This is a genomic window from Corynebacterium sp. KPL1824, assembly GCF_000478095.1.
GTDB lineage: Bacteria > Actinomycetota > Actinomycetes > Mycobacteriales > Mycobacteriaceae > Corynebacterium > Corynebacterium accolens.
Map to the genome: position 1 here is coordinate 1,297,376 of NZ_KI515749.1, position 18,256 is coordinate 1,315,631.

Sequence of the window (18,256 nt, forward strand, 5' to 3'; positions counted from 1 at the left end):
ATTCCGGCGATCTCGGCGACGCTGCTGCCCACGGTGCCGGCGGCCTGGGCAGTGTCGGTGTGCCCGCGCAGGATCTCCCAGGCGGTGGGTCAGGCCTGGGTGAGCTCTGAGATGGAAGTCGCCTTGGCGCCCAGTGCCAGGCTGGCGAAGACAAGGGCGGCGAGTGCGGCCACGAGGAGGGCTAGGCCGAGGAGTCGTCTGCTGTGGCCCGCGGCGCGCGGGGTGCCCGCGGCCGGTGTCGGCAGAGTCGTCGATGTCATGTAGGTAAGGTTACCCTAATTGCTCCGATATACGTGAATTGTCTTTCCTTGCTGGAGGTTCGTCGGCTTGAGATAGGTTCACCTAATGTTGGTTAGGCTAACTTTTCTCAATTCGACAGTCTTTTGTGTCTCTGCGGACTTCCCGCACTCGTCGCTCGGCCGCGGTATTCCTGTCGCTCGCCCATGTCGGCTGGGGTGTGGCCGCATGCTCGTCGGACCCCGATTCCGGTGCGGCCGACAACTCGGTGGCGGCATCGTCGGCATCGTTGGCGCAGTCGGCATCGGCTGACGGCGACGCCGCGGCCTATCCGGTCACAGTGGCCACCAAGTTCGGTGACTTTACCGTCGAGGAGGCCCCGCGGCGCGTGGTGAACTGGCCCCCGAAAGTTGGACTGGTTTAATTCTAGGCGGTGAGGGGTTCAAGGGTCTGATTCCGATATTGCATCGGGGTCAGGCCCTTGAGTCGTTGTTGGATGCGTTCGGTGTTGTACCACTGGATGTAGTCTTCGATGGCTTGGTTAAAGTCCTCGACTGTGTCGAAGACTTCCCCGTGGTACATCTCGGTCTTTACGTGCCCGAAGAAGTTCTCCATTACTGCATTGTCGTAGCAGTTGGCTTTACGCGACATCGACTGAACACTACCGTTGTCACCGATCAGGTTACGCTAGGAGGAATGCTGGTACTGGAATCCTTGATCGGTGTGCATCATCCACCCAGGCTTCGGTGCACAGGCTGCGATCGTCTTGGACAAAGAATCGACGGTAAACGCTGCCGTCGGCGATGTGGCCACGGTGTAAGCGACGATTGAGCGGTCGAACAAGTCCATCACCGGTGACAAATACACTTTTCGGCCTGCGACCCTGAACTCGGTGACGTCGCTGACAAAGACGGTGTTTGGCGTGTCTGGGGTGAATTTGCGGTCGAGTTTGTTGTCAGCGATGTGGCTTATAGTTCCTGCGTAGGAAATATACGGCCTGCGTTGGCGAATCTTGGCTCGAAGACCCATCTGGCGCATGAGTTTGTAGACGAGTTTGTGGTTGACCACCCAGCCCTTGTTGCGCAGGTCCAGCAACACTCGCCGGTAGCCGTAGCGATGCTTGTTAGCCTCGAAGCTTTCTAGGATTGAAGTGCCCCTTTTGTTCCTAGGCATTTGCCTTGATTTCTATTATTCCCTGTTGCGGGTTCTTCTTCCAAAATTCGGTTTCCACCTCGGCCGGGGTTCGATATCCCAGGCTTTGGTGGAGCCTTACCTCGTTCCACCATGACACCCACTCAAACGTCGCGATTTCCACTTCGACAACGTCATTCCACCTGCGAGTATGGATCAGCTCGTTCTTGTAGGAGCCGTTAACGTTTTCAGCTAGAGCATTGTCATTTCAGTCACCGACAGTCCCAGTGGAAGCGACAATCCCGTGCTGGGCGAGACGCTCGTTGTAGACAACGCTGACGTACTATAAGCCGTGATCCGAATGGTGAATAAGGCCTGTTGTTTCCCTCGCACTTACAATCGCTTGGTTGAGTGCTTGCAGTGGCAATGCCTCGGTGCGCATGGAATCTGATAACGCCCACCCAACGATCCGCCGGGAGTAAACGTCGGTGACAAACGCGGTGTACACAAAGCCTTTCTTCGTACGCACATACGTAATGTCGGCCACCCACAGCCTGTTTAAGGCCTTGGGCTTTGAACTCACGCTCGACCAAATCCGGGCGCAGATCTGGCACGTTAGGTTTGCGGGTTGTGATAGGTGATCCGCCTTTGCCTTTGCCAGAAACACCGGCCAGGCGCATCAGCCGGGCGGTTTGCTCACGACCGATGTCGATTCCGTCACGGTGAAGTGCATGCCACATTTTCCGCACGCTTAAGACACCGTAATTATCCCGATGAACAGCACCAATGCGTTCAACTAGAACAGCCGTCACGAAGGCGACGAGCACTTAGCCCACGGGCTTTGGACTGGCGATAACCACGCGAGGTGATGAACCCACCAGCCCGGTTATTCTTTTAACGCCAGTGCAGATGAACTCGGCAGAGAAATGATTCCTGTATTTATCGATGAACCGGATCATTTCTTAACGTTTTGGGCCTGGTTCCGACGCGAAAAAGCTGACGCGGCCTTCAGTAACTCGTTGGTATCTCGAAGCTGGTGATTTTCGCGGCGTAGCCTGGCATTTTCGGCAGCCAAATCTTCAGGCACTGGTTCTGGGGTGCTTCCTGCACGGCGAGCAGGCTTAAGTCCATTGACGAGCTGTGTGCCATGAAACCCTCAACTTTGGAGCTACTGCCTGGCACGCGGCCTGCATCGACATGTTTTCCGCCAAGATGCGGTCTTCCACGAGACGGACCACGCGGTCCTTTGCATCCTGGTCAAATTTTCTTGGCATGTTCCAGATTTTCCCATCTACTCAACCGGAACAAAACCTGGGACACTTCATCCAGTTTGTCTATGGCCACCGAACCGAGTACTCGGTCAAGCGGATGTGTCACGTGTTAAAGCTCAATCGCTCCTCGTTCTATAAATGGCTCAATACCCGCGAAAAGCGCAGGTTAAAGATGTGTGCTGATGCTCTTATTGGCGCAAGAATCAAGACCATCTTCGATGATGAGCATGGGCTTTATGGTGCTAAACGCATCGCTGCAAGCCTCAACAACGATTCGGGCATTCGCCCAATCAATCACAAGAAGGTCGCACGCATCATGAAATTCATGGGGCTTAAAGGCTTTTCAAAACAGCGTCGATGCATCACCACTCGGCGTAAGCCTGGCGACCGAGCCATGCCAGATTTAGTAGGCCGCAAATTCACTGCGGACAGGCCCAACCACGTGTACGTAGGCGACATTACGTACCTGCCGTGTAAGGGCGGCAAGAATATGTACCTGGCCACAGTCATCGACGCCTACTTGCGCAAGCTCGTTGGCCATGCACTCGCGGATCGCATGCGGGTATCGCTGGTTATCGAAGCTTTGTCTCATGCTAGAAAGGTCCGCGGAAGCCTTACAGGGGCAATTTTCCATTCCGATTACGGCAGTGTTTACACATCGCAGGCATTTAGGGACCACTGCGCCCAGCTTGGTGTGCGCCAATCCATGGGAGCGGTGGGTACAAGTGCCGATAACGCCCTAGCAGAATCGTTTAACGCCGCTTTCAAGCGTGAAGTCCTGCGTGATCGGAAAGTCTTCGAAAGTCCAATCAGCTGCCGCCAGGAAGTCTTCCAGTGGTGCATACGCTACAACACGCGCAGACGACACTCCTGGTGCAACTTTCAAGCCCCCGATGACTTCGAAGCACTTAATTCAGCTACATTGAGCCAAGTAGCATAGCTACCCTCCGACGTGTCTACTTTCCGGGGGCAGGCCCCCGGAGAGCGTAATGACATCACTCATATGATCAGCATTAATGGCCTACCTAATAACGAAGCTGATGTCACTGCTGTGGCGGTCGATCCAAACAATCCAAACAACCTCTACTTCAGTGTTGAAGGTGACGAGGGACTCTACAAGCTCGATCTTTCGCCTATCAAGGATGATTCCAAGGACGCTGATGAGTTCAGCAATATCATGCGAAAGCTTCCTAATGGGTTCAATCAAGACTTGAAGTAAGAATCCTTACGTATTTAGCCCCGCTGTATCACTGCAGCGGGGTTGTTTCGTTTTTTGAATTGAAACTAGAGCTTTCGTGGTCTGCGTTTGCTTGACATGTTCGCCAAGGTAGTTCGGGATGGTGGAAGGTGAACAGATATATAAGATCACATAAAGGTACCGTAACAATAATGATTATCGGTTGTATTAGAGCTTTGGGTGTGGTGCACTAGCCGAGTCCATCAAGATTCGAGAAAGGCTTAAATATGAAGGCTATGAAGGCTTTGGGTGTAGTAGCACTACTATCGATTGGCGTCACGGCGAATGGTTTGGCAGCATCGCCAGCACATGCCACACCAGCAGAAACTGACTCTTACGAGCGCATCGCTCAGACGACGATTGAACTGCGTGAGAAAGAGCACATTGATCCGAAGGCTGAGACTCCAGACCATATCGTACAGCAAGTTTTAAATGAATCCGGCTCTGCAGGGGATAAAACAGGCCTTCGAGACTCCGGGGACAATTATGGAACCAACATCGGTAGGCATGAAGCGGCAGCCTGCGCGACCAATCCTTATGATTGTAAGCGCGCGAAATCAGCAATCAGGGACGCGGAACGTATTTCCTCGCAAACGTTTCCAAACAAAGTAACGAACGATAACATTCAGGACGCTGATAGGCATTGTGTATGGCAGGCGCTGACAACGATCCGGGCTAACGCAGATTTTGCACGAAAAATTGGCGATGCCCACGAAACAGACCATCCTGGTTCTCCTGAAGCTGGGCACATGGATCAAACAAACAATGCCATTGGTCGAGACATTGGATTGCGACACGAAGGAGATGAAGCGGGCGCCATCAATGAATGTCATGCGCAGGCTAAAAACGGTGGTCTGATCAAGATAAACTGATTGGTAAGGAATTTGTTGTGAAAGAAAGAACGATCATTCCGGGAATACTTTTTGGAATTGTCGTAGGCGTCGCAACCCTTTACGGCGGAGTGGTCCTGTCCACATGGCTTCCAATACCTTTCGTCTTCTATGGGCTACCTCTTCCTTCATTGGTGGTGTTGGGTGTATTAGCCATGTCTGTCTACATGTTGAAAAAGGGTCGGCTTAGCGACCGATCATGGCGTGCTTTTGCCTTCACATTCGCTGCGGCTTTCGTCGTATCAGCGTTCTTATGGGTGAGCACCATTTCTGGCTATGGAAACTTCGCATAGCCTATAGATATGGAACCACTGTAACCGCAGAAGAACCTATTTCCACTTAAGTTTCTGCGTATTTTGGAACTGCTAAGGACTCTCTATCGCTTTCCATTCGTTCCAGAGCCATTGCCAGAGTAACCATTAAACTGGACCGAATACCGCGACCATGCTCACGCCGAGGCTAAGCTAGAGCAAGCTGATGTACCAAGTAGACGCATCGACGACGTGTTGCCAAATGAAGTGTCCCAGGATCTGTTCCGTTTAAGTAGAAGAGAAAACCTTGGAAACCTCACCGCGCCAACATTAAATGTTGTCTAGTTCGCGAACCCCACAACTCAACAAATTCGGATATGCGGGCAAAACCCCGCTTCCTCCGTGGATATTTATCCGGAAGGAAGCGGGGTTGTACTGTGCCCCTGGTGAGACTCGAACTCACACTGGACGGGTTTTGAATCCGTTGCCTCTGCCAATTGGGCTACAGGGGCAATCAAAAGCGAGCGCCTTTGACTGATGGAAATATTAGCGCAGGGTTTGGTGCAATTCCTAATTGGGGTCCACTTCCGGTAAAAAGTCCTGCTCAAGGCGGTGAAGTTGGGTGGGGTGTCGCCGTGTCCACGGTGTTGCCTAGTATGGGGCAGGTGACTTCCAATAAGACTCGCCTTTTGCTCATTGACGGCCATTCCATGGCATTTCGTGCCTTTTATGCCCTGCCGGTGGAAAACTTTTCTACCTCCGGCGGCCAGCACACCAACGCCGTGTATGGCTTTTTATCCATGCTGTCCAATATTGTCTCTGAGGAAAGGCCGGATGCTATCGCGGTTGCCTTTGACGTTGGCCGGAAGACTTTCCGCACGGAGATGTTCCCGGATTATAAGGCGCAGCGCGAGGCCGCACCGGAGGAATTTAAGGGCCAAGTAGATATCATTCGCGATACCTTAGAGACCTTGGGTATTACGACGCTCTCGCGTGAAAATTACGAGGCCGACGATATTTTGGCCACCCTTGCCACCGAGGCGCAGGACTACGAGACGCTGATCGTTACCGGTGATCGCGATTACCTGCAGCTGGTTACGGATTCGACCACGGTGCTCTATCCCATGAAAGGCGTATCCACGCTGCACCGGTTTACCCCAGAAGCCGTCGAGGATAAATACGGGCTGACCCCCGCGCAGTATCCCGACTTTGCTGCCTTGCGCGGCGATCCTTCCGATAACCTCCCCGGCATTCCCAAGGTGGGAGAAAAGACCGCCACCAAGTGGATAGTCAAGTATGGAGACTTGGCTTCGCTGGTAGAGCACGCCGAAGAAATCAATGGCGTGGTGGGAAATAACTTCCGCGAACGCATCGAGCAGGTGCAGATGAACCGGAAGCTCACCCAGATGATTACAGATATGGACTTAGACGTCGGCCCGGATGATCTGGCATTCAGGGAAGTCAAGGTTGCCGATGTTGCCGCGAAGTTCGATGAACTGGAGTTTGGCACCAACCTGCGCGATCGTGTCTTATCCGCCATCCCCAACGATGGTGCAGAGGCCGCTGAGCAAGCCGCGGATTCCCCCGATGTCGAGCTCACCATCGATGATGCCTCCCTGAGCGAGTGGCTACCTGGCCGCGAGCACGTAGCTGTGTATGTGCAGGGCGAGGGCATCCCAAGTCAGGGTGATGCTTCTGCCATCGCGTTTGTGGACCGCAACCATCATGGCCTGCAGGTGGAACTCGGGGAACTTTCCGCCGATGAGGAAAAGGCCTTGGTCCAGTGGCTAGAATCGTCGGCCCCTAAGTATTTCCACGCCGCAAAGGCCGCGTTCCACATGCTGGCAGGGCGCGGCATCGAGCTCAACGGGCTTGCGCACGATACGGCCTTGGCGGCGTATATCCTGCGCCCAGGCCAGCGTACCTACGAGCTTTCCGATGTCTACCAGCGCCACCTTCAAAAGTCCCTCGGCGCCGCCACGGAGCAGATGTCGTTGCTCGATAGTTCCTCCCTGGTGGATCAGGCGGCGGCAATCATGGAGCTGGCGGAAAAACTCACCGCGGAGCTGCAGGACATCGACTCTTTCGAGTTGTACACCGACCTGGAACTGCCGCTGGTGACCATCCTGGCGCGCATGGAGGCTACGGGTATCGCGGTCGATGTAGATATTTTGGAAACCCAAAAGGATGCCTTTGTGGAGCAGGTCGCGGAACAGGAACGCTCCGCGCGCGAGCTTGCTGGCGATGAAAAGCTCAACCTAAATTCTCCTAAGCAGCTGCAAAAGGTGCTTTTTGAGACCTTTGATATGCCCAAGACGAAAAAGACGAAAACGGGCTATTCCACGGCCGCGAAGGAAATCGAGCAGCTGGCTATCAAGCACCCGCACCCGTTCTTGGATCACCTTTTGGCTCACCGCGAGTACCAAAAGATGAAGACCACGTTGGAGGGCCTCATCAAGACCGTCCAACCGGATGGCCGCATCCACACCACCTTTAATCAGACGGTGACCTCGACGGGGCGTTTGTCTTCGACGGAACCCAATCTGCAAAACATCCCGGTGCGCACTGAGGCCGGTCGCCAGATTCGCTCGGCGTTTATCGTAGGCGAGGGATTTGAGCAGCTAATGACCGCGGACTACTCGCAGATTGAAATGCGCGTTATGGCGCACCTGTCTGCCGATCCCGGGCTGATTGAGGCCTACAAGGCCGGCGAAGATCTGCACAATTTCGTTGGTTCTAGGGTCTTCGATGTGCCCGTGGATCAGGTGACTCCTGAGCTGCGCCGCCGAGTAAAGGCCATGTCCTATGGCCTTGTCTATGGCCTGTCCGCGTTTGGACTTTCGCAGCAGCTGGGAATCCCTGCCGGTGAAGCCAAGTCCATCATGGAAAGCTACTTTGAGCGCTTTGGCGGTGTGAAGAAGTATCTGGATGATGTCGTGGAGCAAGCCCGCAAGGATGGTTATACGGCCACGCTCTTTGGCCGCCGCCGCTACCTGCCAGAGCTCAACTCCGATAACCGGCTGGCCCGTGAAAACGCGGAACGCGCTGCTCTCAATGCGCCGATCCAGGGAACGGCCGCGGATATCATCAAGGTCGCGATGATTCGCGTGGACCGTGCGTTGCGCGATATGAAATCACGTGTTTTGCTCCAGGTCCACGATGAATTGGTGGTGGAAGTCGCCCCCGGCGAGGCCGATCAAGTCCGCGAGATTCTTGAGCGCGAGATGGATTCTGCCATCGAGCTGAACGTGCCACTCGAAGTCTCTGCCGGCGCCGGCACGGATTGGGACGCCGCGGCCCACTAGTTCGATGATGACGCTTAACCGGCGCGAACGCGCCCGCATGCGCTTGGCCGCCCAGGGGCTTACGGCCCAGCGCTGGCGCACCGCTGCGGAGGCGGTTCGCGCCTTTGGCGTTACGCAAGGCCAGGACCTGCATTCGGTGCGCCGGTCCTTGGCGCTGCGCGCAACGGATGAATCGGATAAGTCCGAGATCGTGCGCGGCTATGCGATGCGCAATACGCTGTTCGCCGCCTCCGTCAAGGATATGGGCTGGATTACCGAGCTATGCGCGAAGCCTCGAAAAGGCGATGCAGCGGTACGGGAAGCCGTGCTGCAGCTTATCGATGCCCCATTAACGCGCGCAGAATTGAAAGCACGCGCCGCCCGGGCCTTGCCCGAGCTATCTTTCTGGCACGTGGTACGCATCGCCATGGAAAGCGGGCATGCGTGTTATGTAGGCGAAGAGCAGCTCATTACTCCGGTGGAGTTAGACGGCCTGGAGGCCCTATTTAACGGCGACTCGGTGGCCGCCACGACGGAATTGATGACGCGCTATTTTCGCGCCCATGGTCCGGCGACGCTGCAAGACTTTGCGTGGTGGTCCAAGCTGCCCCAAAAGCTCATTCGTCCCGCAGCGGAGAATTTGCCGGATGACCTCATCCGGATAGGTAGGGAAGGCGAGGAGCTGGTCTCTACAGAGGTGCTGGAGCTGCCAGAGGTGAGAAGGAAGAAATCGGTGCTGCTATTGGGCGCCTTTGATGAATACATTTTGGGCTACCAAGATCGACTTTTTGCCATGTCAGCGGATATGCACCACGCGCTCGTTCCCGGGAACCAGGGCATTTTCCGCCGCGCCATCGTTATTGACGGCCAAGTGCGCGGCATGTGGAATAAGCAGGGGATTGAGGACTGGGGTATTCCCGCCTACGCGTCACGCCGCGTGGAACGGCAGTGGAAAGACTGCTGAGAAGTGCGTGAAGCAGATGAGGATTTTAAAGTAGTTCCATGGAGTTTCTCGGAAAACGTATTACCTGGAAGTCCCATCCCTACGTCTTGCGCTTTTTTGAGACTACGTGGGCAGTCATGGTCGCATACCCGGCGGGACAAATTGCTGAGAGCGGTTTAAAAGAAGCAGTAAGCAGCGATAAATCTTACTTCATTTTCTATGCGGTTATAACTTTTGGGTTTTTCCTTTCTGCTGGCAACGCCGCCAGAGAAGGCGAGAACCCGTGGCGCTACCGAATACAGGCGGCCGGTGTAATGATCGCGGTAACTGTCATTGCCGTGGCCTTCCCGTATTCGTGGGTATTTGCGCTCATTACTATTGCTGCCGTGGTGTACTACCTCTGGCCGCGCATCGCGGTGGAATCCTCCTGAGGTCGCTTTTCCACTAGGCAGCCGGCCAAGAGGTCAAAGGGCGTTTGGCCGATGGCTAAAACAGAAAGGCCTAGAATCGCAACGATAATGCCGTCGATATTCCAGCCGGTAAGCGTCAGGGGTGTGAGCAGTAGCCACGAATTGCGCAGGCACGCGGTGACAAGCGGCGAGCGGGCCGGGATGATTTCGAGCTGCATCGACCATTTGCCCAGGGGGGTGGACTTCTTCGTTTCCACCCACACGCGGTAGATGTAAAAGACCACGGCGAGAGCGGCCGCCTCGTAGATCTCTTCGGGGCGGCCGGATAAGGGGGTACCGGCAAGAGCATTAATCACCCACCGCACCACGGTGACGATGGCGGCCACGAGAAAGGCGTCGATCCACCACGCCACGGCGCGGCGCAGGGCAATTCCTAGTCTTTCGGCAATCATGTTCTCTACGTTAGCTGTATGCGCGGCAGATGAAAATCATGCTGCCTGGGAAAACTTCCCCGCGCTGCGGGGACCATTGGCCCCACGTAATGTCCAAGTCTTCGGGCCATTCCGGTTCGATGATGTCCTCGATCAGAAATGGTCCGCGACCTTGGAGCGCGCGGAACCAATCGCTGATGGTGCGGTGAAATTCGGCATAGGTTAGCGTCCCGGCGGAATCGTGTTCCAGATAAGCGCGGTCGAAGTAACTTATCTCAGCGGTGAGGCTAGTGGGATCATCGGGGAAGATCCAGCGCATTGGGTGGGTCACGGAGAATACGAAGCGCCCACTTGGGCGCACAACGCGGGCAACTTCCGCGAGCGCGGCATCGAGATCGGCGAGGAAGGGGAATGCGCCGAATGCAGAGAATGCCACGTCAAAGGAGTCGGTGGCGTAGGGCAGTGCCAGCGCATCGGCTTGGGTGAGCGCCAAACCAGGTGCTGCGTGGGCGAGCATGCTGCGGGAAATATCGCAGCCGGTGGCAAAGCGGGCGCGGGTGCTGAGCCACTGGGTGCAGGCGGCAGACCCGCAGCCGATTTCGAGGACGGCGGCAGAGGAGACATCGCCAAGCAGCTGCGCATCGGCTTCGTGGAGCATCTCTGGGCACCAATAAAAAGAGGAAAGGTACTCGGGGTGCTCGGCATGGTAGTTGGCCGCATCACCGTCCCAGTGGGATTGATTGGCGTGAGAAGGCGAAGTCACTGGGGTGGGTTACCTTTCTGGTTGGCGTCCAATATTTGCCGTATAAGCTGGACAGATGTAGGCTTTTACAAGCATGTCTATGCCACGGGTTGTTGCAGGCTATTGTAGGAAAGCTTGGGGCAATCACGCGGCGGGATCGAATGTGGCCTCTATCTCCTGTATTTGTGCAGCGCAGATGGGCTTTTAATTCGAGAGACACGCAGTTGTCCACGAACGATTTCCTACATTTATTCGGAGCATTTTTACAATATGCCATCTTCTACTACCCCTCAGGTTGCGATCAACGATATCGGAACCGCAGAGGACTTCCTCGCAGCTGTAGACGCCACCATCAAGTACTTCAACGATGGTGACATTGTCGGGGGTACCGTCGTCAAGGTTGACCACGACGAGGTACTGCTGGACATCGGATACAAGACCGAAGGCGTTATCCCTTCCCGCGAGCTGTCCATCAAGCACGACGTCAATCCCGACGAAGTTGTCGAGGTCGGCGATGAGGTTGACGCGCTTGTCCTGACTAAGGAGGACAAGGAAGGCCGCCTGATCCTGTCCAAGAAGCGCGCACAGTACGAGCGCGCTTGGGGCGCCATCGAGGAGCTGCAGGCCAAGGAAGAGCCGGTTACCGGTACCGTCATCGAGGTCGTCAAGGGCGGCCTCATCCTGGACATCGGCCTGCGCGGCTTCCTGCCTGCTTCCCTCGTTGAGATGCGTCGCGTCCGCGACCTGGAGCCCTACATTGGCCAGGAGCTGGAAGCTAAGATCATCGAGCTGGACAAGCAGCGCAACAACGTTGTCCTGTCCCGCCGTGCATACCTGGAGCAGACCCAGTCCGAGGTCCGTTCCGAATTCCTGCACCAGCTGCAGAAGGGTCAGGTCCGCAAGGGCGTTGTCTCTTCCATCGTCAACTTCGGTGCCTTCGTCGATCTTGGTGGCGTCGACGGCCTGGTTCACGTGTCCGAGCTTTCCTGGAAGCACATCGACCACCCATCTGAGGTTGTCACCGTTGGTGACGAGGTAACCGTTGAGGTTCTGGACGTTGATCTGGACCGCGAGCGCGTTTCCCTGTCCCTGAAGGCAACCCAGGAAGACCCATGGCGCGTCTTCGCCCGCACCCACGCTGTGGGTCAGATCGTGCCGGGCAAGGTCACCAAGCTCGTTCCGTTCGGTGCGTTCGTTCGCGTCGAGGAAGGCATCGAGGGCCTGGTTCACATCTCCGAGCTGGCACAGCGCCACGTCGAGGTGCCGGACCAGGTTGTCACCGTTGGCCAGGAAGTTATGGTCAAGGTCATCGACATCGACCTCGAGCGTCGTCGTATCTCCTTGTCCGTCAAGCAGGCTGACGAGGACTACTCCGAAGAGTTCGATCCGTCCAAGTACGGCATGGCTGACTCCTACGACGAGCAGGGCAACTACGTGTTCCCAGAAGGCTTCGACCCGGACACCAACGAGTGGAAGGAAGGCTTCGACGAGCAGCGTCAGGCTTGGGAGGCACGCTACGCAGAGTCCGAGCGCCGCTTCAACCTGCACACCGCTCAGATCGAGCGCAACCGCGCTGCCGCCGCAGAGGCTGCAGAGTCCGCTGAAGCATCCTCCAACTACTCTTCTGACTCCACCGATGCAGCTCCGGCATCGGAGACTCAGGCAGAGTCCGGTGGATCCTTGGCTTCTGACGAGCAGCTCGCCGCACTGCGCGACAAGCTCGCCGGCAACTAAGACGCCTTTGGAGCTTAGGGTGAGATAGTCCCTAACTCCACGCAGCTGCACTAGCCGCGTCCTTCTCCTTCGGGGAGGCAGGACGGGGCTTTGTGACTTTTATGACAGTATATGCAAACGATTGCCCGGTATTTTTCGTTTGCGGGTTCTTGACCTGCGGCAAAGCAATGGCGCCTGCAAAAAAGACAACTATCCCCACTTAAGACCACTAAATTGGGCTTTTGTTTGTGTTGCCTCTCACTTATAATCCAAGTGTGACGTAATAGCCAGTTGAGTACTGACTATTGTTTTGTCTTTATGCAAGGAGTATGAAGTGGCATCTGTGAAGGACACTTCCACACACATCATCGATAGCTTGGGCGGCGCCGATAACATCACGTCGCTGACGCACTGTGCGACGCGCCTGCGTTTTCAACTCGCTGATGTGGGGAAAGTAGATCAGGAAAAGCTGGAAAGCGATACGGCCGTTCTCGGTTCCGTCACGCAGGGTACGCATGGCTACCAGGTGGTCATGGGTGGCGGCGTGGCCAACTACTACGGCGAAATCATCAAGGACCCTGGGGTAAACCCGCCGGATGAGGAGGCCTCCTCATCCAAGAAGAACTACGACGGTGTGCGTGGTAAGTACGACTGGGTCGACTACTGCTTCGAGTTCCTCTCTGATACCTTCCGCCCGATTCTGTGGGCGCTGCTTGGTGCCTCCCTCATCATCACGCTGCTGGTGCTGGCGGATACCATTGGCATTCAAGACTTCCGCGCGCCGCTGGAAGAACAGCCTGAGGGCTACCGCTTGGCCCACGCGATGTTCCAATCGGTCTTCTACTTCCTGCCGGTGATGGTGGGCGCTACCGCCGCGCAGAAGTTGGGCGCGAATATGTGGGTCTCGGCCGCCATTCCGGCCGCTTTGCTCACGCCGGAATTCATGTCCCTGGGTGAACAGGGCGATACCGTCAACGTCTTCGGCCTGCCGCTGGTGATTAACTCTTACGGCTCCCAGGTATTCCCGCCGATTTTGGCCGCCATCGGCCTGTTCTGGGTGGAAAAGGGCTTGAAGAAGATCATCCCGAGCGCCGTACACATGGTCTTCGTGCCATTCTTCTCGCTGCTCATCATGATTCCGGCTACGGCCTTCCTGCTCGGCCCATTCGGCATCGGCGTGGGCAATGGCATCTCTTGGGTACTGTTCCAGATCAATGACTTCTCGCCGTTCATCCTGGCCATTGTCATTCCGCTGTTGTACCCGTTCCTGGTGCCCATGGGCCTGCACTGGCCGCTCAACGTGATCATGATTCAAAACATCACGACCTACGGCTACGACTTCATCCAAGGCCCGATGGGTGCGTGGAACTTTGCCTGCTTCGGCGTCACCGGCGCCGTAATGGTCATCTCCATGAAGGAGAAGAACAACTCCATGCGCCAGGTTTCCGTCGGTGCATTCGCAGCCGGCATGCTCGGCGGTATTTCGGAGCCGTCCCTCTACGGCATCTTGCTCCGCTTCCGCCGCACCTACCACCGCCTGCTGCCGGGTTGTGCCATCGGTGGCGCAGTGATGGGGCTTTTCGATGTCCGCGCTAACGCCTTCGTCTTCACCTCCATCTTGACCACCCCAGCCATGATCCCGCACGTGGGCTACGTCATCGGCATCGCCGTGGCATTCTTCACCTCCTTCTCCCTCACGCTGCTGTTTGGTTACCGCACCGCAGAGGAAAAGCAGGCCGACCTCGAGCGCATCGCCCGCGAAAATAACGAGACCGTGGAAGAGGTTGCTAGCCGCTCCGAGTCCCGCATCATCGGAGGATCCGATGATGAGTCGGACGGTTCCGAGAATGCACAGGCTGCAGGGGTTGCTGCTGCCACCGGAATCGCCACCAAGGAAGCAGAACAGGCAATCATGAAGCTGGACTCTCCTTTGGAGGGCGAGGCAGTGGACCTGTCCGAGGTACCGGATCCCATCTTCGCTGGCGCCAAGCTTGGGCCGGGCGCTGCCGTGAAGCCAACCGGCAATACCGTCTACGCGCCTGCCGATGGCACCGTGCTCACCGTCCAAAAGTCCGGCCACGCGATCGGTCTGAACCTGGATAACGGCGTACAGCTGCTCATCCATGTTGGCCTAGACACCGTGGAACTGGGCGGCGAGGGATTTGATGTCCACGTGGAAAAGAAGCAGCGCGTTTCCGCTGGCGATAAGCTCATCAGCTTTGACGCAGACTTCATTAAGTCCAAGGACTACAACCTGATTACCCCGGTCGTTGTTACTAACGCCAAGAAATTTGGTTCCGTGAGCGGCGCTACCGGCGCTGTCACCCCAAGCGATGAACTCTTGCAGGTTCATCCGAAGCCGGAAGAAGAACTCGAGTCCTAAAGGCACTCTTAAATTCCGCAGCAAGGAGCCCAGGCATTCGTGCCGGGCTCCTTTTCGCGTACCCTGGTACCTTATGAAGCTAATCGGATTAACTGGGGGAATCGGCAGCGGGAAATCTACGGTAGCGAAGCTGTGCGCCCAGCGCGGCTGGCGGGTGGTGGATGCAGATTGTATTGCCCGGGACATCGTCAAGCCTGGCCAACCGGCCTTGGCTGAGCTTGCGGAGAAATTCGGCGAGGACATCCTGCAGGAAGACGGCAGCCTCGACCGCAAGAAACTAGCCCGCCGCGCTTTCGTGGACAAGGAACATACCGAGCTTCTCAATTCGATTACGCACCCGCGTATCCAAGAAGAGACCCAGCGACAATTCGCCGCCGCGCGCGAAGAGGGCGTTGATTTTACGGTCTATGACATGCCGTTGCTGGTTGATAATGGGCTCGACGGGGATATGGATTTTGTCATCGTCGTTGACGTGGATCCAGAAGAGAGGGTGCGTCGTCTCGTGGAGTTCCGCGGACTCGATGAAGCAGACGCGCGCAAAAGGATTAACGCCCAGATTTCTGATGAGAAACGGCTCGCGGCAGCAAGCCATGTCATAGATAATAACGGCACGCAGGAACAACTGGCCGAGCGCGCGGCGGCGGTCTGCGATGAGATTGAGGCGGCGTCTTCTTAACCTTAACCTTTTTGGTAAGTAGCGTTAACGTCTTTTCCTATTAACGTTTACTTTTGGTCCCTACACTATTTGAGCGTGGGAACTTGGGGCACTGGACCATTCGATAATCACGCGGCGCGAGACGTACTCGATAGCCTGCGGGATGGTTCTTTTGATCTCCGGCACTTTCAGCGCTCGTGCGGCACTGGAGTGCTCGATTCCGATGAAGCCGAAGCGGTCATCGCATTAGGGGCGCTGACGAAGCTGCCTGCCGATGGCCTGCCAGACGGCGTAGCCCCGACGGATCTAGCGTCCCTGTACACGCCGCAATCTAAGGCGTGGCTGCGCCGGCGCATCAATCAAGCGATGTGCTCTGATTCCTCGTCGGTCTACGCGCTCTGGGAACCGACAGGGGAGCTCGACCAGTGGTTGCACACCGCCCAAGCCGCGCTCCCATGAAATGGCTAGCAACAGCGTATAAGCAGTAGAATAGCGGGCATGGCTTTTGCTGCTGAACATCCCCTTATTCCAAATTCTGAACACCGCGTCGTCGGCGAGGTAGAACGCACCCCCGGCAAGTTTCAGGTCGTTTCTGATTATGAACCCGCAGGTGACCAGCCTGCGGCCATCAAGGAACTTGATGAGCGCCTCAACCGCGACGAGCGCGACGTTGTGCTCATGGGTGCAACCGGTACGGGTAAATCCGCCACGGCCGCGTGGCTGATTGAAAAGCAGCAGCGACCCACGCTCGTCATGGCGCCCAATAAGACCTTGGCCGCGCAGCTGGCTAATGAGCTGCGCCAATTATTGCCCAATAATGCGGTGGAATACTTCGTCTCCTATTACGATTACTATCAGCCAGAAGCCTATATCGCGCAGACCGATACCTATATCGAAAAAGACTCCTCCATCAATGAGGACGTCGAGCGCCTGCGCCACTCGGCCACCTCTGGATTGCTCTCGCGGCGCGATGTCGTGGTGGTCTCCTCGGTCTCGTGTATCTACGGCCTGGGCACTCCGCAATCCTATTTGGATCGCTCGGTGATTATCGCCGTCGACGAGGAGCTCGACAGGGACCGTTTCCTCCGGCTCTTGGTGGATATCCAATATGAGCGCAACGATGTGGGCTTTACCCGCGGTACCTTCCGCGTCAAGGGCGATACGGTCGATATCATTCCGGCATATGAGGAACGCGCGGTGCGCATCGAGTTCTTCGGCGATGATATTGATTCGCTGTACTATATCCACCCAGTGACAGGTGATGTTATCGAGCAGGTCGATGAAGTGCGCATTTTCCCCGCCACGCACTACGTGGCCGGCCCAGAGCGCATGGAAAAGGCCGTGGCCGATATCAAGGAAGAGTTGGCTGAGCGCCTCGAGGATCTAGAAAACCGCGGCAAGCTCTTAGAAGCGCAGCGGCTGCGCATGCGCACGGAATATGACCTAGAGATGATCGAGCAGGTGGGGTTCTGTTCCGGCATTGAGAACTACTCCCGCCACGTGGATGGCCGCCCGGCGGGGTCCGCGCCAGCCACGCTCTTGGACTATTTCCCAGAGGATTTTCTTACCATCATCGATGAGTCCCACGTGACCGTGCCACAGATCGGCGGCATGTACGAAGGCGATATGTCGCGCAAGCGAAACCTGGTGGAGTTTGGCTTCCGCCTTCCCTCCGCGGTGGATAACCGGCCACTGACCTTTGACGAATTTGAAGAGCGCGTTGGTCAAACCGTTTATATGTCCGCTACCCCTGGCGATTTCGAAATGACCTCCTCTGGCGGCGAGTTTGTCGAGCAGGTCATTCGCCCGACTGGCCTGGTCGATCCTAAGGTCACGGTGAAACCGACCAAGGGCCAGATCGATGACCTCATTGATGAGGTCCGCGGCCGCATTGCCTCTAAGGAGCGCGTATTGGTCACTACCTTGACCAAGCGCATGGCAGAAGACCTGACGGATTACCTCTTGGAACAGGGGATTAAGGTCCGCTACCTGCACTCGGATATCGATACGCTGCAGCGCGTGGAGCTGCTGCGCCAGTTGCGCCAGGGCGAATTCGACGTGCTCGTGGGCATCAACCTCTTGCGCGAGGGCTTGGACTTGCCCGAGGTCTCGCTCGTGACGATCCTCGATGCGGATAAGGAAGGCTTCTTGCGCTCGACAACATCGCTCATCCAGACCATTGGCCGCGCTGCCCGTAACGTATCGGGCGAGGTCATCATGTACGCGGATAAAATCACCGACTCGATGCAAGAAGCCATCGATGAAACGGAGCGCCGCCGCGAGAAGCAGATTGCCTATAACAAGGAACACGGCGTGGATCCGCAGCCCCTGCGCAAGAAGATCGCGGATATCTTGGACCAAGTCTATGAGAATAATGGGGAAGAGGCCGCCGAGTCGGATCCTTCGACGGTGGTGGAAAAGCGCGACGTGTCCAGCATGGCCACCGATGAGGTTGAGGCGCTCATCAATGACCTGCAGGCACAGATGGGCGCTGCCGCGCGCGAGCTGAAATTCGAGTTGGCCGGCCGGCTGCGCGATGAGATTGCGGATTTGAAGAAAGAACTGCGCGGGCTGAAGGAAGCCGGGATCTAGCGGCGTGCGCGCCGTCCCGGTAACGCTCTCCCCCTAAAAGTGCGCACTACTGCAACGATCGGTTTATTGGTCCGGCGCCCTGACTA

The 18,256-nt window shown here is 56.4% G+C and carries 18 protein-coding genes, 1 tRNA gene and 2 pseudogenes; 13 read left to right on the forward strand and 8 right to left on the reverse strand.

Going from position 1 to position 18,256, the window contains the following annotated elements:
- Nucleotides 1-89: 89 nt before the first annotated feature.
- Nucleotides 90-260, reverse strand: a complete 171-nt coding sequence (locus HMPREF1267_RS13355; RefSeq protein WP_023028743.1) for a hypothetical protein — start codon at nt 258-260, stop codon at nt 90-92.
- A 125-nt stretch (nt 261-385) separates the two neighbouring features.
- Here HMPREF1267_RS13355 and HMPREF1267_RS13360 point away from each other — a divergent pair, with 125 nt between their 5' ends.
- Complete coding sequence (locus HMPREF1267_RS13360; RefSeq protein WP_023028744.1) at nt 386-661, forward strand: hypothetical protein; 276 nt, start codon at nt 386-388, stop codon at nt 659-661.
- Between the two features lie 2 nt (nt 662-663).
- On the opposite strand, the pseudogene HMPREF1267_RS06040 reads toward HMPREF1267_RS13360, so the two are convergent.
- From HMPREF1267_RS06040 to HMPREF1267_RS13585, 4 genes and pseudogenes are all read right to left on the reverse strand, one after another.
- Nucleotides 664-1,386: pseudogene (locus tag HMPREF1267_RS06040) on the reverse strand (IS3 family transposase); the annotation flags it as partial.
- Between the two features lie 16 nt (nt 1,387-1,402).
- Nucleotides 1,403-1,588: an integrase core domain-containing protein gene (locus tag HMPREF1267_RS13365; protein WP_084519575.1), complete on the reverse strand. Its 186-nt coding sequence runs from the start codon at nt 1,586-1,588 to the stop codon at nt 1,403-1,405.
- 123 nt (nt 1,589-1,711) lie between these two features.
- A complete protein-coding gene (locus HMPREF1267_RS13580; protein ID WP_330931620.1) occupies nt 1,712-2,035 on the reverse strand; it encodes a DDE-type integrase/transposase/recombinase in 324 nt (107 codons plus the stop codon).
- A gap of 454 nt (nt 2,036-2,489) precedes the next feature.
- Nucleotides 2,490-2,688 (reverse strand): annotated as a pseudogene (locus HMPREF1267_RS13585) (hypothetical protein).
- Between HMPREF1267_RS13585 and HMPREF1267_RS06050 the strand changes: the two are divergent.
- The 4 genes from HMPREF1267_RS06050 to HMPREF1267_RS06065 all read left to right on the forward strand — a co-directional run bounded on the left by HMPREF1267_RS06050 (nt 2,641) and on the right by HMPREF1267_RS06065 (nt 5,059).
- Nucleotides 2,641-3,579, forward strand: coding sequence for an IS3 family transposase (locus tag HMPREF1267_RS06050; RefSeq protein WP_023028747.1), 939 nt, complete (start codon nt 2,641-2,643; stop codon nt 3,577-3,579). The pseudogene HMPREF1267_RS13585 and the gene HMPREF1267_RS06050 overlap by 48 nt on opposite strands.
- Nucleotides 3,580-3,591: 12 nt before the next feature.
- Nucleotides 3,592-3,858 (forward strand): hypothetical protein, encoded by a 267-nt coding sequence (locus HMPREF1267_RS06055; protein ID WP_023017869.1) that lies wholly within the window; start codon nt 3,592-3,594, stop codon nt 3,856-3,858.
- A 245-nt stretch (nt 3,859-4,103) separates the two neighbouring features.
- Entirely contained in the window at nt 4,104-4,748 is a 645-nt protein-coding gene (locus HMPREF1267_RS12350) for a hypothetical protein (protein WP_023028748.1), read from the forward strand.
- A gap of 17 nt (nt 4,749-4,765) precedes the next feature.
- The gene (locus HMPREF1267_RS06065) at nt 4,766-5,059 is read left to right on the forward strand and encodes a hypothetical protein (protein WP_023017871.1); all 294 of its coding nucleotides are present in this window, start codon (nt 4,766-4,768) and stop codon (nt 5,057-5,059) included.
- Between the two features lie 396 nt (nt 5,060-5,455).
- Here the strand turns inward: HMPREF1267_RS06065 and HMPREF1267_RS06070 are convergent.
- Nucleotides 5,456-5,529 (reverse strand) — tRNA-Leu (locus HMPREF1267_RS06070).
- A gap of 144 nt (nt 5,530-5,673) precedes the next feature.
- On the opposite strand from HMPREF1267_RS06070, the gene polA reads away from it, so the two are divergent.
- From polA to HMPREF1267_RS06085, 3 genes are read left to right on the forward strand one after another with little or no spacing between them, the layout of a single operon-like run.
- Nucleotides 5,674-8,322 carry a DNA polymerase I gene (polA, locus tag HMPREF1267_RS06075; protein WP_034653693.1) on the forward strand — a complete coding sequence of 883 codons (2,649 nt, stop codon included), beginning with the start codon at nt 5,674-5,676 and terminating at the stop codon, nt 8,320-8,322.
- Nucleotides 8,323-8,326: 4 nt separating this feature from the next.
- Nucleotides 8,327-9,265 carry a DNA glycosylase AlkZ-like family protein gene (locus tag HMPREF1267_RS06080; protein WP_023017873.1) on the forward strand — a complete coding sequence of 313 codons (939 nt, stop codon included), beginning with the start codon at nt 8,327-8,329 and terminating at the stop codon, nt 9,263-9,265.
- A 38-nt stretch (nt 9,266-9,303) separates the two neighbouring features.
- Nucleotides 9,304-9,675, forward strand: a complete 372-nt coding sequence (locus HMPREF1267_RS06085) for a hypothetical protein (protein WP_005280309.1) — start codon at nt 9,304-9,306, stop codon at nt 9,673-9,675.
- Here the strand turns inward: HMPREF1267_RS06085 and HMPREF1267_RS06090 are convergent.
- Nucleotides 9,639-10,106: an RDD family protein gene (locus HMPREF1267_RS06090; RefSeq protein WP_023028750.1), complete on the reverse strand. Its 468-nt coding sequence runs from the start codon at nt 10,104-10,106 to the stop codon at nt 9,639-9,641. The two genes, HMPREF1267_RS06085 and HMPREF1267_RS06090, sit on opposite strands and share 37 nt — an antisense overlap.
- Nucleotides 10,107-10,116: 10 nt before the next feature.
- Nucleotides 10,117-10,848 (reverse strand): class I SAM-dependent methyltransferase, encoded by a 732-nt coding sequence (locus HMPREF1267_RS06095; protein ID WP_023017875.1) that lies wholly within the window; start codon nt 10,846-10,848, stop codon nt 10,117-10,119.
- A 249-nt stretch (nt 10,849-11,097) separates the two neighbouring features.
- On the opposite strand from HMPREF1267_RS06095, the gene rpsA reads away from it, so the two are divergent.
- The 5 genes from rpsA to uvrB all read left to right on the forward strand — a co-directional run bounded on the left by rpsA (nt 11,098) and on the right by uvrB (nt 18,170).
- Nucleotides 11,098-12,561: a 30S ribosomal protein S1 gene (gene rpsA, locus HMPREF1267_RS06100; RefSeq protein ID WP_005280312.1), complete on the forward strand. Its 1,464-nt coding sequence runs from the start codon at nt 11,098-11,100 to the stop codon at nt 12,559-12,561.
- A gap of 313 nt (nt 12,562-12,874) precedes the next feature.
- Nucleotides 12,875-14,923, forward strand: coding sequence for a glucose PTS transporter subunit IIA (locus HMPREF1267_RS06105; protein WP_023028751.1), 2,049 nt, complete (start codon nt 12,875-12,877; stop codon nt 14,921-14,923).
- Nucleotides 14,924-14,996: 73 nt separating this feature from the next.
- Nucleotides 14,997-15,599, forward strand: a complete 603-nt coding sequence (gene coaE / locus HMPREF1267_RS06110) for a dephospho-CoA kinase (protein ID WP_023028752.1) — start codon at nt 14,997-14,999, stop codon at nt 15,597-15,599.
- Nucleotides 15,600-15,674: 75 nt separating this feature from the next.
- Nucleotides 15,675-16,037 (forward strand): DUF4259 domain-containing protein, encoded by a 363-nt coding sequence (locus tag HMPREF1267_RS06115; RefSeq protein ID WP_084539229.1) that lies wholly within the window; start codon nt 15,675-15,677, stop codon nt 16,035-16,037.
- Between the two features lie 39 nt (nt 16,038-16,076).
- Complete coding sequence (uvrB, locus tag HMPREF1267_RS06120; RefSeq protein ID WP_023028753.1) at nt 16,077-18,170, forward strand: excinuclease ABC subunit UvrB; 2,094 nt, start codon at nt 16,077-16,079, stop codon at nt 18,168-18,170.
- The last annotated feature ends 86 nt before the right edge of the window (nt 18,171-18,256 follow it).

Bases quoted from the DNA above. Each gene is read 5' to 3' on its own strand.
- HMPREF1267_RS06090 (WP_023028750.1), bottom strand. From the start codon at position 10,106: ATGATTGCCGAAAGACTAGGAATTGCCCTGCGCCGCGCCGTGGCGTGG.
- HMPREF1267_RS12350 (WP_023028748.1), top strand. From the start codon at position 4,104: ATGAAGGCTATGAAGGCTTTGGGTGTAGTAGCACTACTATCGATTGGC.
- coaE (WP_023028752.1), top strand. From the start codon at position 14,997: ATGAAGCTAATCGGATTAACTGGGGGAATCGGCAGCGGGAAATCTACG.
- HMPREF1267_RS06050 (WP_023028747.1), top strand. From the start codon at position 2,641: ATGTTCCAGATTTTCCCATCTACTCAACCGGAACAAAACCTGGGACAC.
- HMPREF1267_RS13355 (WP_023028743.1), bottom strand. From the start codon at position 260: ATGACATCGACGACTCTGCCGACACCGGCCGCGGGCACCCCGCGCGCC.
- HMPREF1267_RS06085 (WP_005280309.1), top strand. From the start codon at position 9,304: ATGGAGTTTCTCGGAAAACGTATTACCTGGAAGTCCCATCCCTACGTC.
- polA (WP_034653693.1), top strand. From the start codon at position 5,674: ATGGGGCAGGTGACTTCCAATAAGACTCGCCTTTTGCTCATTGACGGC.
- HMPREF1267_RS06080 (WP_023017873.1), top strand. From the start codon at position 8,327: ATGATGACGCTTAACCGGCGCGAACGCGCCCGCATGCGCTTGGCCGCC.
- rpsA (WP_005280312.1), top strand. From the start codon at position 11,098: ATGCCATCTTCTACTACCCCTCAGGTTGCGATCAACGATATCGGAACC.
- uvrB (WP_023028753.1), top strand. From the start codon at position 16,077: ATGGCTTTTGCTGCTGAACATCCCCTTATTCCAAATTCTGAACACCGC.